The organism is Chitinophaga niabensis, assembly GCF_039545795.1.
Classification (GTDB): Bacteria; Bacteroidota; Bacteroidia; order Chitinophagales; family Chitinophagaceae; genus Chitinophaga; species Chitinophaga niabensis_B.
Genome location: NZ_CP154260.1, coordinates 17732 through 34232, shown reverse-complemented (window position 1 = coordinate 34232; position 16501 = coordinate 17732). Strand labels below are relative to the sequence as shown.

The 16501-nt window shown below is 47.0% G+C and carries 15 protein-coding genes; 5 read left to right on the top strand and 10 right to left on the bottom strand.

All coding sequences use genetic code 11. From position 1 onward, the window contains the following. Positions 1 to 157 precede the first annotated feature (157 nt). The 5 genes from AAHN97_RS00155 to AAHN97_RS00135 all read left to right on the top strand — a co-directional run bounded on the left by AAHN97_RS00155 (position 158) and on the right by AAHN97_RS00135 (position 5265). A complete protein-coding gene (locus AAHN97_RS00155; RefSeq protein WP_343305563.1) occupies positions 158 to 3391 on the top strand; it encodes an Ig-like domain-containing protein in 3234 nt (1077 codons plus the stop codon). A gap of 166 nt (positions 3392 to 3557) precedes the next feature. Beyond that, the gene (gene rpsF / locus AAHN97_RS00150) at positions 3558 to 3911 is read left to right on the top strand and encodes a 30S ribosomal protein S6 (protein WP_074240326.1); all 354 of its coding nucleotides are present in this window, start codon (positions 3558 to 3560) and stop codon (positions 3909 to 3911) included. A 3-nt stretch (positions 3912 to 3914) separates the two neighbouring features. Next, the gene (gene rpsR / locus AAHN97_RS00145) at positions 3915 to 4181 is read left to right on the top strand and encodes a 30S ribosomal protein S18 (RefSeq protein WP_074240327.1); all 267 of its coding nucleotides are present in this window, start codon (positions 3915 to 3917) and stop codon (positions 4179 to 4181) included. A 6-nt stretch (positions 4182 to 4187) separates the two neighbouring features. Then, positions 4188 to 4634, top strand: a complete 447-nt coding sequence (rplI, locus tag AAHN97_RS00140) for a 50S ribosomal protein L9 (RefSeq protein ID WP_074240328.1) — start codon at positions 4188 to 4190, stop codon at positions 4632 to 4634. A 217-nt stretch (positions 4635 to 4851) separates the two neighbouring features. After that, entirely contained in the window at positions 4852 to 5265 is a 414-nt protein-coding gene (locus AAHN97_RS00135) for a hypothetical protein (RefSeq protein ID WP_343305562.1), read from the top strand. 36 nt (positions 5266 to 5301) lie between these two features. Here the strand turns inward: AAHN97_RS00135 and AAHN97_RS00130 are convergent, their stop codons facing one another. The 10 genes from AAHN97_RS00130 to nuoF all read right to left on the bottom strand — a co-directional run bounded on the left by AAHN97_RS00130 (position 5302) and on the right by nuoF (position 16472). Then, positions 5302 to 6576: an ABC transporter permease gene (locus tag AAHN97_RS00130; protein ID WP_343305561.1), complete on the bottom strand. Its 1275-nt coding sequence runs from the start codon at positions 6574 to 6576 to the stop codon at positions 5302 to 5304. 101 nt (positions 6577 to 6677) lie between these two features. Beyond that, a complete protein-coding gene (locus AAHN97_RS00125) occupies positions 6678 to 8054 on the bottom strand; it encodes an NADH-quinone oxidoreductase subunit N (RefSeq protein ID WP_343305560.1) in 1377 nt (458 codons plus the stop codon). A gap of 20 nt (positions 8055 to 8074) precedes the next feature. Continuing rightward, the gene (locus tag AAHN97_RS00120) at positions 8075 to 9514 is read right to left on the bottom strand and encodes a complex I subunit 4 family protein (RefSeq protein WP_343305559.1); all 1440 of its coding nucleotides are present in this window, start codon (positions 9512 to 9514) and stop codon (positions 8075 to 8077) included. 25 nt (positions 9515 to 9539) lie between these two features. After that, positions 9540 to 11438, bottom strand: coding sequence for an NADH-quinone oxidoreductase subunit L (gene nuoL / locus AAHN97_RS00115; protein ID WP_343305558.1), 1899 nt, complete (start codon positions 11436 to 11438; stop codon positions 9540 to 9542). 24 nt (positions 11439 to 11462) lie between these two features. Continuing rightward, positions 11463 to 11780: an NADH-quinone oxidoreductase subunit NuoK gene (nuoK, locus tag AAHN97_RS00110; protein WP_126249360.1), complete on the bottom strand. Its 318-nt coding sequence runs from the start codon at positions 11778 to 11780 to the stop codon at positions 11463 to 11465. A 44-nt stretch (positions 11781 to 11824) separates the two neighbouring features. Beyond that, positions 11825 to 12319 carry an NADH-quinone oxidoreductase subunit J family protein gene (locus AAHN97_RS00105; protein WP_343305557.1) on the bottom strand — a complete coding sequence of 165 codons (495 nt, stop codon included), beginning with the start codon at positions 12317 to 12319 and terminating at the stop codon, positions 11825 to 11827. Between the two features lie 12 nt (positions 12320 to 12331). Then, the gene (nuoI, locus tag AAHN97_RS00100) at positions 12332 to 12853 is read right to left on the bottom strand and encodes an NADH-quinone oxidoreductase subunit NuoI (RefSeq protein WP_343305556.1); all 522 of its coding nucleotides are present in this window, start codon (positions 12851 to 12853) and stop codon (positions 12332 to 12334) included. Positions 12854 to 12877: 24 nt separating this feature from the next. Beyond that, positions 12878 to 13936 carry an NADH-quinone oxidoreductase subunit NuoH gene (nuoH, locus tag AAHN97_RS00095; RefSeq protein ID WP_343305555.1) on the bottom strand — a complete coding sequence of 353 codons (1059 nt, stop codon included), beginning with the start codon at positions 13934 to 13936 and terminating at the stop codon, positions 12878 to 12880. An 8-nt stretch (positions 13937 to 13944) separates the two neighbouring features. Continuing rightward, the gene (locus tag AAHN97_RS00090; RefSeq protein ID WP_343305554.1) at positions 13945 to 15048 is read right to left on the bottom strand and encodes a 2Fe-2S iron-sulfur cluster-binding protein; all 1104 of its coding nucleotides are present in this window, start codon (positions 15046 to 15048) and stop codon (positions 13945 to 13947) included. 56 nt (positions 15049 to 15104) lie between these two features. Next, positions 15105 to 16472: an NADH-quinone oxidoreductase subunit NuoF gene (gene nuoF / locus AAHN97_RS00085; RefSeq protein WP_343305553.1), complete on the bottom strand. Its 1368-nt coding sequence runs from the start codon at positions 16470 to 16472 to the stop codon at positions 15105 to 15107. Positions 16473 to 16501 lie beyond the last annotated feature (29 nt).

Genomic DNA, 16501 nt, shown 5'->3' with positions numbered 1-16501 from the left:
AACGGAGGTTGCTGGTCAAAGGCTGTGCCAGCGCATGCCTGGCTGACAAGATGACCGTCTGCCCTTAAGTTAACAAAAACTTCTTTTCCTGTATAAACGAACTGGTGTAAATTCGGGTAACCATATTTCAGAACCCCTTTCAAACCCAAAACCCTTTATGAAAAGAGCTTTACTCCTGGGATGTTTACTGGTACCCCTTTTTGCCCTTGCGCAAACAAACCCGGTACCACAGTCCGTACCCTACTTACAGACATTTTCCGCCATGCCCCACAATTCAACTGTTTTACCGGACGGTTGGCTGGGCTGGGTGTTGAGCGGATCGCCTTCCGGCAGTTTTAATGTGGCGCCGGCAGTCTCGGATAAAGCCCTTGCGGCCAACAGCACTGCCTCTTCCACCACAAACGGCGTTCACAATTACAACGGCAAAGCCGGTTTCCTCAATAGCGGCTCGGTAGACAATGCCTTGGTGCTAAGTGTGAACACAACCGGCAGCACCAATGTGAGCGTAGGTTTTGAGGTAATGACCATCCGTAATCCCTACGACAACAACAGTAATACCCGCATCAATGAAGTGGTATTACAATACCGGGTAGGCACCAGCGGTAATTTCACCAATCTGTCATCCACAGCCTATCAGAACAATACCACCCTGCAAACCGGCTCCGGGATCACCACGCCCCAGAACCTCGTTTTCAAACAGGTATTGCTTCCGGCAGAATGTGAAAACGCCCCTGTTGTACAATTGCGTTGGGTGAACCGTCAGATCAGCGGAGCCGGCTCCCGTCCCGGTTTTGCGATTGACAGCATTACTGTTGGCGGAGTGAGCGGAGACGTTACTCCGCCTGTGATCAGTAGTTTATCTCCTGCCAATGGCGCCACAGGTGTACAACCCGGCAGCAGCCTTGTGATCACTTATGATGAGAACATCCGTAAGAATGCAGGTAATATAACTATTCATGGTATCCCTCAACAGGTATTAGATATCAACAATCCTGCTATCCTTATTTCGGGTAACACACTCACCATTCCTGCCACCCTGCGTGGGAACCGTAGCTATTATGTTACGCTGGACAGTAATGCCATCCAGGATTCCAATGGGAATGGTGCTGCCGGAATTTCAGACAGTACGCAATGGTCCTTCGCCACCGGCAGCCAGTTGCTGGATTTCGAATTTACCACCTGTACTAATAGCCTCTCCGGAGGTTTCAGCCAATATAGTGTGATAGGAGCGCAAACCTGGGCCTGTACCACTTTTGGCCAAACCGGCAATGGTGTGCAGATCAATGGGTTCGCCAGCGGAGCAAGAGATAATGAGGACTGGCTGATCACACCCGTGCTGGATCTCAGCAGTTTCAATTTCCCGCTTTTATCTTTTGCCACAAGAAGTGCATTTGCCGGACCTGCGCTGGAATTAAAAATATCCACAGACTACAGTGGCAGCGGGGATCCCCATCTCGCCACCTGGACAACCATCAATGGCCGTTTCCCTGAAACCGGCTCTGATGTATGGTCTGTTTCCCAGGGTATCAATCTGGCAGCTTTCAAAGGCACGGATGTTTATATCGCCTGGGTATATACTTCCTCTCCTGCTTTACAGGCCAGCCGCTGGACCCTGGATGATGTACACATCACCAATTCCGCCACAGCGCCTCCACCTACTGTAACCACTTCTCCGGCACAACTGGATTTTGATTATATCAAAGCAGGCAACCGTTCAGAGCCGCAACCCTTTACTTTCTGGGCCAACGATCTTACAGGACCCTTACATGTAACCGCTCCTTCCAACTTTGAAATATCGTTGGATAAAGTGCAATACTATCCCACACTTACTTTTAATGACACAGACCCTCATACGGTTTGGGTAAGGTTTGCACCTTCTGCGGCAGATCAGAATTTTACGGGCACCCTGAGTTTCTCTTCTACGGCCCTTTCCGCCAGCAGGGTAAACCTTTCCGGTACTTCCCTCCGTACGCTCAAAGTAGTGAACTGGAACATGGAATGGTTCGGCCACCTGAATTTTGGTCCTACAAACGAAGCACTGCAACAGGCCAATGCCCTGAAAGTGATGCGGAGCGTGAATGCAGACATCTTTGCACTTGTAGAAGTAGTAGATACCATCCGCCTGAAAGCGATCGTGGATTCCCTGCCTGGATACAAATACCTGATATCTGATTTCGGCTCCAGGGTAGACAGTCTTACCGCTCCATTATATGACAGCGCCCAGAAACTGGCCTTTGTATATAAGGACTCCCTGGTAAAAAGTATCCGCAGTTATGGCGTATTGCGCAAAGGAGGAAGTCCCACTGCCTACTACAACTGGTCCTCCGGCAGGTTCCCTTACCTGATGGAAGCCAATGTGATCATGAATAATGATACTGCCCGTATCCATTTCATTGTGCTGCATGCCAAAGCCAATACAGGTAATACAGCTGAAAAGATCGAAAGCTGGCATCGCCGGAAAGATGGAAATAAAGAGATGAAAGACTCCCTGGATGCACAGTATCCTTATAAGAACATACTGGTGCTGGGAGACTTCAATGATGATTTCGACAGGACCATCACTGCTGAAATGGCCCCGGATACCACTACATCCTATATAGATTTCAAACTGGATTCAGCCAATTACACGCCGTTCACTTATGAACTCAGCCTGGCCAAACAACGTTCCACAGGTTCTTTCCCTGATATGATCGACCATGCGATGGGTTCCAATGAAATGCAGCTGGCCTATGTACCACAATCTGCTAAGGTGCTGCGTTCCGTTGAAAGCCTCATCCCTTCTTATTCCACCTCCACTTCAGACCACTTCCCCATCATCACCCGTTATGATGTAAGGGTACTGGCACATCCTGTTGTGATCACTACTTTCACAGCCAGGGAAGATGACGGCGGCGTAAGATTAACCTGGAACACTACCCGGGAGATCAATAACGACAAATTCATTGTGGAACGTTCCCTGAACCAACGGAACTATACACCTATCGATACTGTTCCTGCCCTCAATATCCAGGGAGCGGCTTATCAAAGTTTCGATGGTTCCGTATTACCCGGGTACTGGCATTATCGCCTGAAACAGATCAGTAAGGACAGTACCATTCAATACAGCCCGGTACAAAGCGTGCTGGTATTGAGCAGGGAATCCTGGTTCAGGCTATTGTGCTTCATCCTGGGCAGGCAGCTTTATATCTACATGGATGCTCCGCAAGCCGGCCCGGCAAGCATACAACTGATTGATCTGCAAGGAGCTATCCGTTATCAAAGCCAGCTGAACTTCTCCAAAGGCATGAATTTGAGGAAAGTGGATGTGGGGAACATGGCTGCCGGGATCTACCTGTTGAGGGTGCAAAGCGGCAATAAAACAGAGGTGAAGAAGATATTTATTACTCGTTGATAATAAGCATATTAGAAAAATAAACGGGGATACTGCGGTATCCCCGTTTTTATTTATCTTAAAATAACGGAAATTCGCGCCAGTAAAGCGGAAGAATCAAAAATTACCCCTATCTTTGCACTCCAATTTTTATTTTTTATTTACAATTAACAAACAAGGGAAAATTATGTCAAACTACGAATTGATGGTGATCTTTACCCCTGTGCTCTCTGAAGAGGACTACAAAGCCGCTCAGAAGAAATTCGCTGACGTTATCAAGGATAACGGCGGTGCAATTGTGCACGAAAATCCCTGGGGTTTAAAATCACTGGCGTATCCAATCCAGAAGAAAACCACGGGCATGTTCCTGGTTCTGGAGTACACTGCGCCATCCGACCTCAATGAGAAGCTGAAGATTCAGCTGAACCGCGATGAAAATGTATTGCGTTACATGGTGAACAAACTGGACAAACACGCTCAGGCGTACAATGCCCGGAAAAGAGGTAACCTGAATGCTGAACCTAAACCAGTAGAAGCTTAAGTTATGGCAGTAAAACAAGAAATTAAGTACTTAACAGCCGTTAAGCAGGAGAAGCGCCAGAAGAAATACTGCCGCTTCAAAAAATTAGGTATCAAGTATGTAGATTACAAGGATGCCGAGTTCCTGAAAAAATTCCTGAACGATCAGGGCAAGATGCTGCCTCGCCGTATCAGTGGTAACTCACTGAAATTCCAGCGCAAGGTAGCTGAGGCTATCAAGAAAGCTCGTCAAATGGCTTTATTGCCTTATGTTACTGACCTTTTAAAGTAAGAAACAATGCAAGTAATCTTAATACAAGACGTAGATAATCTGGGCCAGAAGAATGAACTGGTGACCGTAAAGAACGGTTACGCCAGGAACTTCCTGATCCCTCAAAAGGTTGCCGTAGAAGCAAGCTCTTCCAACCTGAAGCAACTGAACGAACGCGTGAAAGTGCAAAAGGTAAAAGAAGAAAAAATGCTGGCTGAAATCGCGAAAGTGGTGGAAGTCCTCAAAGCTTCTCCTGTGAAGATCGGTGCTAAAACCGGTACTTCAGGCAAGATCTTTGGTAGTGTTACCGGCGTTCAGATCGCCCGTGCTATCAAAGAACAAAAAGGTTATGAAATCGACCGCCGTCGTATCCATATCCTTGGTGATGTAAAAGAACTGGGTTCTTACAAAGCACGCCTCGATTTCGGTAAAGGAAACGATACCGAACTGGAATTCGAAGTGGTAGCTGAGTAATCTCTCCCGCTGATATTTGTAAAAAGGGCTGTTCGTTAACCAATGAACAGCCCTTTTTAATTCATTGTACGTCAACCTCTTGTCCACAGTCCCTCCACACCCGGTCCACAGTCTCTCCATCACTCACTTTGCCATCCTGTATCAACCGTCCTGCCTCACTCAACAATTCCCCCAGCTTATTTGTAATATCTGTCAACCCAATACAATCCCCTTCATTATGAAAAAGATTTTCGCAGCCCTGCTGCTCCTGTCAGTAACCAGTTCAGTAACCCTCGCACAAAGTGTGCTGGACAAAGCAAAAAATACCGCCAAAGCCGCACAGGCCGCCGGCATCGATGTAAATGGCATGGCCAACTCAATCCTGGGGAAACTGTCGCCGGCACTATCCCTCACTGAAACGCAAAAGCCAAGTGTACTTACAGCCGTAACCGGTTTCCTGAAAGATAAATCAGGCATCCTCGGTTTGGCCAATACGGACAAAGCGGCTTATGCCTCTAAATTTGCTGGTCTGCAAGGTGGATTATTTAAAAAATTGAAGACAGTGCTTACGGTGGCGCAATACACCAAGTTCCTGGGGTTAAAACCTAAAACGAACGATGCAACGAATGCATTATCCCAACTGTTCTTCTAAAGAAACACTATTGCCGGGGGAAGGTTTCTCCCGGCATTATTCGTACCGTAAAGCCACAATAGGGTCCAGCTTAGCCGCTTTCACGGCTGGATAAATTCCCGAAATAAGTCCTACAGTTGCGCACAACAGGATCCCTCCCGTGATCCACAGCCAGGGTACCAGGAAAGTAGTGCCCATTAATAAAGACACCGTATTCCCCGTCAGCATTCCCAGGATCACCCCGCAAATGCCTCCCAGCACACTGATCATTATAGACTCTACAATAAATTGCTTTTTAATAGTGGACGATGTAGCGCCCAGGGCTTTGCTCACCCCTATCTCCCGCGTTCGTTCTGCCACAGATACCAGCATAATGTTCATCAAACCAATGGCAGAGCCAAAGAGCGTAATGAACCCGATCACACCTGCCGCCATGGTAACCGTTGCCAGACTATTGAATAACATTTCTGCCACACTATCACTCCGGCTCATGTAAAAGTTATTCTCCTCAAATGAGTTCATCTTCCGGATAATCCTGAAATCGCCGGTAGCCTCTCCGATGGCTGCATCTATCCTGGAAATATCATTTACATTCACATTGATCATGTAGGAAGCATTGGGCCTGTTGAACACCCGCCTTGTACTGGTCACCGTAGTTACCACCACATTGTCTGCACTGAAAAGATTACTGCTGCCTTTCGTTTTCAAGATCCCTATTACCCGGTAACGCACATTCCCTACCCGCACATTTGTATTCAACGCATATTCCGGTTTATCCGGGAATAATTTCTTCACCACATCATTTCCCAGGATGGCCACATTCCTCCCGGATTCAATATCAGTTTTATTGAAATTACGGCCCATGAGAAGGTCGTAATTGGATAGTTGTAAATAGTTCTCATCTCCCCCCACCACCTGTACCGTAGGATTTGTTTTCTTGTCATCTTTATACACCGTCATACCTCCGCCTGCACGAAAGGAAACACCAACAGTAGCCGGAAAACTATAACGTTCTTTGAAAGCCATGGCTTCATCAAAGGAGATCACCTTGTTCTTATTGGAATTCCGCACTTTCAGCTTCTGGTTGGTACCACGGGTGGCATTCCCTCTCCCGCCTATCCGGATGTTCAGTTCCCGGTTGCGGATGGTGAAACCATTGGCTCCCATATTGGCGAAACTGTCATAGATCTTGTTCTGCATCACATCTATAGCCGTGAGGATACCTACAAGGGCCCAGATACCGAAAGCTATAATAGCCACGGTAAGGATCGTCCTTAAACGGTTGGCGCTGATGGAGCGCAGTGCCAGGAAATATATATCGCGAACTTGCATAAATACGGGTTATAGTAAAGTTAATGTAAATCTGTACGCAAAAACGCATAAAAAAAGCGCTCCTTGATAAGAAGCGCTTCAATATGGAAGAACGGTAATTTTTACAGGAACTGCAGGAGCAGGTTCGGGAACATCCCCAGCAGGATGATCACGGCGGCACCTACCACCAGCACACTTTTGAAGCCAGTAGTGATGGGTTCTGATGTTTCAGCATCCCCCGTTTTGAAATACATGGCTATGATCACACGGAAGTAGTAGTAAGCACTCACCGCAGCACATAAAACCGCCAGGATCACCAGCCACAGCAACTGACCCTGCTGAACAGCTGCACTGAGTACAAAATACTTGGCAAAGAAACCCGCCGTTAAGGGAATACCTGCCAGTGATAACAGGAAGATGGTATTCACCACCGCCAGCAAAGGATGTTTGCGGGCAAGGCCATTATATCCTTCAAAAGTATAGTCCTTCAGTTTCAGCATAATAGCAAAGATGCCGATGGTAGCTATGCTGTAAGCCGCTGCATAAAGGATGATCCCCTGCATGGCCATTTCGTTCATGGCTACAACAGCAAAAAGCATAAAACCTGCCTGCGCAATACTGGAATAGGCCAACATTCTTTTTACACTCTGCTGGAATACTGCGGTGAAGTTGCCGATCAGCAAAGTAGTAGCAGTAATGAGCGCAATGATCAATTGCCAGTGGGCACTGAGGTTACCTCCTGCAAAGCTTACATGGAACAAACGCATGAAAGCAATAAAGCTGGCAGCTTTTACCACTGTGGCCATAAAGGCAGTGAATACGCTGGGAGAACCATCGTACACATCCGGCGTCCAGAAATGGAAAGGAGCAGCGGATACTTTAAAAGCCAGTGCAAAACCCAGCAGGATGACACCGCATAAAGCCAGTGGACTCAGATCGCCGGTACCAAGCCCCATTTCACGGATATTGAAAGTACCGGTAGCACCATAGACCAGGGCAATACCCATCAAAAGGATCCCTGTTGTAAAGGAACCCATCAAAAAGTATTTCAGGGATGCCTCATTACTTTTCAGGTTCTTTTTGTCTACACCCGCAAGAATATATTGCGGAATAGAAATGATCTCAATAGCCAGGAACAACATGAGCAGGTTGTTGAAAGAACCTGACAGTGTGATGCCGGAAAGGATAAAGAATACCAGTGCAAAATAATCCGCCACATCATCTCCCGCTTTTTCAAATGCGCTGCCGCAGAGAACAAAGTAGAGGAAAGTAGTAGCAATAGCCACTGCATTGAAGAGCACAGAGAATTTACTTACTTCAACCATGTTGTGCAGGATCACAGTGCCATTGGTCACCAGCTGGGCATCGAACCAGTTGGCAATAAAAGCAATGATAGTGCCGGCGACAGCATAATATTTAATGTGCTGCCTGTTCTTCACAAACAGCCCCGTAAACATCAGTACAATCCCAAATACAGCAGTAGAAATTAATGCGTTCATATCTTAGCGTTACAGAATCTCTATTTAAAATTAATGGCATTCACTAACAATGAAGTAGTGTTCACCAGTTCCAGCAGCGGTTTGGGATAAAAGCCCAATACAAAGATCACCGCTATCACCACTCCAATGGCAAACGTCTCTCCTGCTTTCAGATCAACAATAGCAGCTGTTTGTGCATTGGCTTCTCCGAAGATCACCTTTTGCAGCATCCGCAACATATACACTGCTGCCAATATCACAGCAACACCGGCTACTGCAGCAAACCATGGATTATACTGGAATAAACCACTGAACATCAGGAACTCCCCGATGAACCCATTGGTCAAAGGAAGCGCAATATTGGCGAAGCTCACGATCACCAGCGTAATAGCCAGTTTCGGCGCATACGTGGCAATACCGCCCATTTCATTCAAATTCTTTGTATTGATCCTGTTCTGTATCACTTCTACCAGCATCCACAAGCCTATGATATTGATACCGTGGTTGAACATCTGTACCATCACACCCTGCATGCTTTGCTCGTTATTGGCAAAGATCGCAGCACTCATTAAGCCAATGTGTGCAATAGAAGAATAAGCGATCAGGCGTTTCAGATCAGATTGCATGATAGCAATACAGGAAGCGTAAATGATCCCGATCACCGACAATACAATGGCCGCCTCCTGCCACATGTAAGCACCTTTTGGTAAAACAGGCAGTAACCAGCGGATCACGGCAAACAAACCCATCTTCACCATAATGCCACTCAGCACCATAGTTACAGGTGTGGGAGATTGTTCGTAAGTATCCGGCTGCCAGGTGTGGAAAGGGAATACCGGCATCTTAATGGCAAAGGCCACAAAGAATAACCAGAATAACCAGGATTGTTCTGCAGCACTCAGCTGGTTAGAAGTAAAGATCGCCCAGCTGAAAGAACCGCCTGTCTGACTGTAGATATAAATAATACCCACCAGCATCAGCAGCGATCCTGTAAAAGTGTACACAAAGAATTTAAAAGTAACCGGCACAGCTCTTTCCCCACCCCACATGGAACAAAGGAAATACACAGGGATCAGCGCCAGCTCCCAGAACATATAGAATACCAGGGCATCGTAAGCAGTGAATACACCAATCAATCCGGCCTGGGACAATAACATCAAACCATAAAATGCACCCGCACGCTCATAATCCCTGCTGAAAATAGTGATAAAGATGAGCGGGAAGGAAATAGTTGTAAGCAGGCACAGCATCAGGCCCATGCCATCCATTCCTACATTGAACTGTGTGCCCAGTTGAGGGATCCAGTCTACTGTAAACTGTAAGGCATCAGGGGCAGTCTCAAACTGCGTCCAGGCAATCACCGTGATCACCAGGGAGGCTAATGATGACAACAGGCTGAGTACTTTCGCACCCGGGCCTTTCGTTCCGAATGTGATCAGACCTGTTATCAAAGGAATCAATATGAGTAATACTGTCAACATATCTTTTTCTTAATCCGCTATCGATTTATAAAAACAAACTGATCACAAACAACACGATCATACCTATCACCATCGCAAAAATGTAGAAGCCTACCTGGCCGTTCTGCAGTAACCGGAACTGCCGGCTGCTCCATTTCACACCACGGCCCACGCCATTTACGGTAGCATCAATACCAGACCTTTCAACGGTATCCTGGAAAAATCCGCTCAGTACCATCAAAGGTTTTACGATAACGGCATCATACAGTTCATCCACATACCATTTATTTTCCAGCACTCTGGCAAGCCCTGTATTAGCCACACCGCTATCCTGGTAATTCCTGAATCTGCTTCTTGCAAAAAAGATCACAATGATCACCAGTCCGGAGCTAAGTCCCATCAGGATCCACTCCAGCTCATGGCTCAGATGATGTGCGTGCAGGAAAGGAACAGAAGGTGCAAACACCGGCGCCAGGTATTCACCCAGGAAATGTGGTACGCCAAATACTTCCGGCATGCCAACATAACCACCGATCACGGAAAGTATGGCCAGAATGATCAGCGGGAATGTGATAGCAGCAGGGCTTTCATGCAAATGATGCTCCTGTTCATGTGTACCACGGAATTGGCCGCTGAAAGTGATGTAATATAAACGGAACATGTAGAAGGCCGTCAGTAAAGCACCGATCAAAGCCCCTGCATAAATGATCTTGTTAAAACCAAAGGCATGTGCCAGTATCTCATCTTTAGAGAAGAAACCGGAGAGCCCCGGAATACCTGCAATAGCCAGGCATCCGATCAGGAAAGTGATATTGGTGATGGGCATCCATTTTTTCAGCCCGCCCATCTTACGGATATCCTGCTCGCCGCCCATGGCATGGATCACAGAACCGGAACCAAGGAACAACAGGGCTTTGAAGAAAGCATGCGTCATCACATGGAACACGGCAGCTGTATAAGCACCAACACCCAATGCAATGAACATATAACCTAACTGGCTTACCGTAGAGTAGGCCAGTACCTTTTTAATATCGTTTTGTTTCAGGGCAATCGTAGCAGCCAGTAAAGCTGTTACCAGGCCAACCACCGCAATGATCGTTTGAATGCAGGGTGCAAGGGTATAGATCACGTTGCTGCGTGCCACCATATAGATACCTGCAGTAACCATCGTGGCAGCATGTATCAGTGCAGACACAGGAGTAGGACCTGCCATCGCATCCGGTAACCAGGTATACAAAGGAACCTGTGCAGATTTACCCATGGCACCAATGAAGAGCAGCATGGCCACAGCAAAAAGGATCCCGCTGTTTTCGCCAAGTGCCGGCACCTGTGCAAATACATCCGTGAAAGTAACAGAACCAAACTGTTGGATCAGTAAAAAGATGCCCAGCAAAAAGCCAAGGTCACCGATCCGGTTCATGATAAAAGCCTTGTTAGCCGCTTTATTATATGCTGTGTTCTTAAACCAGAAACCGATCAGCAGGTAAGAGCAAAGCCCTACGCCTTCCCACCCGATGAACATCATCACGTAGTTAGCGCCCAGCACCAGTATCAACATGGAGAACACGAACAGGTTGAGGTATGCAAAGTAACGGGCAAAACCTTCGTTACTTTCCTCATGCATGTAAGAAGCAGAGTAAATATGAATAAGAGAACCAACGCCTGTGATGATCAGCAGGAACAAAGCACTGAGCTGATCTACCTGGAAGGCAAAGGGAATATGAAGACTGCCTACGCTGATAAAGTCGAACAGCGTCACCACCTGGGGTGCAAAACCCGGTTGGCGCACTTCAAAAAAGATGAGCAGGCTGATCACAAAACCAGCCAATATGGTACTGCTGCCAATTACGCCTGTCAGCGATTTAGATAAATACCTCCTGCCCAATCCATTGATCAGGAAACCTAACAACGGTAAGAACGGTACCAGCCAAACAAGATGTATCATCGATCTATACTATTTTTAAATTCCTTAGTTTTTCAACCTGCTGAGAATATTGATGTCCACCGAATGTGTGTTGCGGTACATCATAACAATAATGGCTAAGCCTACAGATACTTCCGCAGCTGCTACTACCATTACAAAAAATACAAAGAGCTGAGCGGAAGCAGCATCTATCCTGCCGGCATCCACCCACATTTTAGAAAATGCTACCAGCAACAGGTTCACCGCATTGAGCATTAACTCTATGCACATGAAAATGATAATGGCGTTCCTGCGCATCAATACTCCCATAATGCCTATGCAGAACAAGGCGATACTCAGGAAGATGTAATATTGAACCGGCATATTATATGATTAGCTGGCCAGAGGCCAATGAACATTCGTGATGATTATTTCTTTCCAATTACAACCGCACCTACCATTGCGCTCAGGAACAATACGCTGCTAAGCTCAAAAGGCACTACATAACTGGTGAACAATGTTTTTCCAAGGTTAGAGATCAGGCCAATGTCTGAAGACGCGCCGGCATTGATAGCAGGCAAACTGGCTTCCCTGAGTGCACCTACCAGCACCAGCAATAAAGCGCCGCCGCTGATAGCTCCTGCATACTTTAACCAGTTACGCTTCTGTGGCTCTATGTCCGCATTGAGGTTCATCATCATCAGTACAAAGAGGAACAGTACCATGATGGCGCCGGTATACACAATAAGGTGTACCACAAAAAGGAATTGCGCATTCAGCATGATGTAATGCCCTGCAATTGCCACAAAGCAAACGATCATGCACAACACGCTGTTAACGGGATTTTTGCTTAAAATAACACCCAATGCAGCTGCAATGGCTATTGAAGAAAGCACAATAAAAATAATCTGTTCTATACTCATTCCCATTGCTAGTTAGTCTTTCTTAGTTACAGTGATTGGATGCTTTGGATCAGGGATCAGCAGATCATCTTTTCCATAGATAAAACCTTTACGCTGGAAATTAGAAGGAGCAAAGGTCTCTGTCATGTAAATAGCTTCTTTGGGGCAGGCCTCTTCACAAAAGCCACAGAATATGCAACGCAGCATATTGATCTCGTAACGGGCAGCATATTTCTCTTCACGGTATAAATGTTCCTCTCCTGTTTTACGTTCTGCCGCTTCCATTGTAATGGCTTCAGCAGGACAAGCAACCGCACACAATCCACAGGCTGTGCAACGCTCACGGCCTTCCTCATCCCTGTTCAGTACGTGCAGTCCACGGAATACCGGGCTGAAAGGTCTTTTTTCTTCAGGATAACTTACTGTCGCTTTCTTTTTGAATATATGCTTAAAGGTAATCCCCATGCCCTTTGCAATAGCCGGCAGATACAGCTTCTCCCAGAATGTCATGGGTCGTCTGTCAACCGGTTGTGCTCTGTTCGTTAGTATTTGCATATAATGAGTTTCGAATGTTTTTAATTAAAAGCCGATCGAGCGGTACAACACCACAGCGCCGGTAATGAGCATATTCACCAATGCCAGTGGTATCAATACCTTCCAGCCTAACTTCATCAGTTGGTCGTACCGGAAACGTGGCAAGGTCCAGCGCACCCACATGAAAAAGAAGATGAACGCAAATGTTTTCAGGAATAACGCACCTATCCCTAAAATGGTCACCGTGTTGGGGCTGAGGCCCAGGCTGTCCATAAAGGGGAAGTGATATCCGCCGAAATATAAAGTGGCCATTAGCGCAGAGCTGATGAACATATTGATATACTCCGCAAAGAGGTAAAAGCCCAGTTTCATGGAAGAATACTCCAGGTGATATCCACCGTTCAGTTCGTTTTCTGCTTCCGGCAGGTCAAATGGGGTACGGTTACATTCTGCAAAAGCACAGATCAAAAAGATCAGGAAACCAACAGGTTGTAACAACACATTCCAGATACCGCTTTCCCGTTGTTGCTCTACCATATCTTTTAAAGAAGGAGAACCGCTGATCATGAACAGCGCAATCAGGGAAAGCCCCATCGGCAACTCGTAAGAGATAACCTGGGAAGCACCACGGCAGGCAGCCATCAGGGAGAACTTGTTATTGGAAGCCCATCCGCCGATCATAATACCATATACACCCATACCTACCACCATGATCACCCACAGTACGCCGATATTGATATCTGCGATCTGAAGGCTCACTTCTCTTCCTGCAATGTTCAGCACATCTCCCCAGGGGATCACGGCGCTGGTCATACAAGCAGTAAGCATAGCCATGGACGGGCCTAATATAAATAGGAACTTATTTGCCGTAGCAGGAATGATCTCTTCTTTGAAGAATAATTTACCACCGTCTGCCAATGGCTGCAATAAACCAAATGGACCAGCGCGGTTAGGACCACGGCGGTCTTGTATCCATGCGGCAACTTTTCTTTCGCCCCAGGTGGAATACATGGCAATTACCAATGACGCTGCCAATACTGCCGAGATGAGCAGTATCTTCTCTGTTACATAAAACCAGTCAATTGCTATTGTGAGTAAGGTCATATCTCGCTTTATTGAACGCCGTTGCTTTTATTTTTGGGAAAATCGTTGGAATGTGCGGGGCCGTCTATCTTACTAAGATCAACAGCAGGCATATTCACCTCGCTGACACTGTGAATGTCCAGCAACAATTTCGGTGCACGGCCATCCATTACTTTTGCGATTGTTTCATCCGGTTTATGCACGCCCACATAGTGTCCCTGAGAAATAACACTGTGGCGGGAGATCTTACGCGGTCCTTCTACCGTCCAGTCTTTCGGATCTTTCCTTTCAAACCGGCAGGTATCGCAAATGAATTCCTCCACCTCTCCGTATTTGTCTTTCCGCGCAGTTACCCGGAATATTTCATCACCTCTCATCCACAATACTGCTTTACCGGAACATTTATCACAGCTGCAATGTGCATCCACTGGCTTCAGGAACCATACCCTGTTTTTGAAACGGGCAGTTCTGTCTGTCAATGCACCAACAGGGCAAACATCAATTACGTTACCGATGAAATCGTTGTCCAGTGAATTCTGGATATAAGTGCTGATCTCAGAAGCATCGCCACGGCCAAGGATACCGTGTTCACGTTTATTGGTGAGCTGATCAGCTGTGAACACACAACGGTAGCAAAGGATGCAGCGCGTCATGTGCAGCTTGATGTGATCACCGATATCTATCTTGTCGAAAGTTCTGCGTTTAAATTCATAGCGGGTAGCAGAAACGCCATGTTCATAGCTGAGGTCCTGCAGATCACATTCTCCGGCCTGGTCGCACACCGGGCAATCCAGCGGGTGGTTCAGCAGCAGGAATTCCACTACACCTCTGCGGGCGTCCAGTACTTCAGGAGAAGTAATGTTGCCAACTTCCATCCCATCCATTACCGTGGTACGGCAGCTGGCTACCAGCTTAGGCATGGGGCGCGGATCTGCATCAGATCCTTTGGATACTTTTACGAGGCAGGTACGGCATTTACCACCGCTGCCCTGAAGTTTTGAGTAATAACACATTGCAGGCGGCACCACATCGCCTCCAATCAAACGGGCGGCATTCAGGATCGTTGTACCCGGCTCCACCTCTACGGTGATGTTATCTATCTTAACCTTAAATAATTTCTTTTCTTCCGCCATTGTTCTAAAACTTTGCATTCCCCGGAAAGCCATTCATCCGGGTGAAAATTATTTTATCAAACAGCAGCAGCAGTTGCTACTACCGGCAAGGGATCTGCATAATGTGCCAAACCAAAGTTGCGGATCTGCGCTTCTTCAGGATGCGTCACGTGCCATTCAAACTCATCACGGAAATGACGGATGGCTGCAGCTACAGGCCATGCAGCAGCATCGCCCAGCGGACAAATAGTATTGCCCTCGATCTTGCGCTGGATATCCCAGAGTAGATCAATGTCAGTCATTTTGCCTTTACCGTTCTCTATGTTCAGTAATACTTTTTTCATCCAACCGGTTCCTTCCCTGCAGGGGCTGCATTGCCCGCAGCTCTCATGATGGTAGAAACGCGCGAGGGACATGGTATGGCGTACCACGCACTGATCTTCATCCAACACAATAAAGCCGCCGGACCCCATCATGGAACCGGTAGCAAAACCGCCATCATTCAAACTTTCGTACGTCATCATCCTTGGCTCGCCTTTCGCTGTTTTCAGCAACAGGTTTGCAGGCAGGATGGGAACAGAAGATCCTCCGGGAATGCAGGCCTTCAGGCGTTTGCCATTGGGTATGCCGCCACAGTATTCATCAGAGTAAATAAATTCTTCCACAGAGATGTTCATGTCTATTTCATAAACACCTGGTTTGTTGATGTTGCCGCAGGCTGAGATCAACTTGGTACCGGTAGATTTACCTGTACCGTATTTCGCATATTCATCTCCTCCGATATTGATGATGGGTACCACTGCTGCCAGCGTTTCCACATTGTTCACCACCGTAGGGCATTGCCATAAACCCTTTACAGCAGGGAATGGTGGCTTGATGCGGGGATTACCGCGTTTACCTTCCAGGGATTCTATCAATGCAGTTTCTTCACCACAGATGTAAGCACCTGCACCACGTTGCACATAGATCTCCAGATCATAACCGGTTCCTTGGATGTTCTTACCCAGCCAGTTATTTTTTTTCGCATCGTTGATCGCTTCTTCTAAAATATCAGGGATCCAGGCGTATTCACCACGGATATAAATGTAAGTGCTATGGGCTCCGAGAGCAAAGCTGGAGATCAGCAGGCCCTCGATGAGCAGATGGGGAATGAATTCCATCAGGTAACGGTCTTTGAAAGTACCTGGTTCAGATTCATCCGCGTTACAAACAAGATAGCGGGGTACGCCTTCCGGCTTAGCCAGGAAGCTCCACTTGAGGCCGGTTGGGAAACCTGCACCACCGCGGCCACGCAGTCCGCTTTTCTTCACTTCTTCAATCACCTGATCCGGGCTCATGCTTTTCAGGGCTTTTTCAGCAGCGGCATAACCACCGTTCTTCCGGTAGGTATCATAGTACCGGATGCCTTCTATATGCGCCTTGTCTAACAATAATTTTCGTCCCATTGTCTTCCTTTATATAGTGTTCCTTTTGA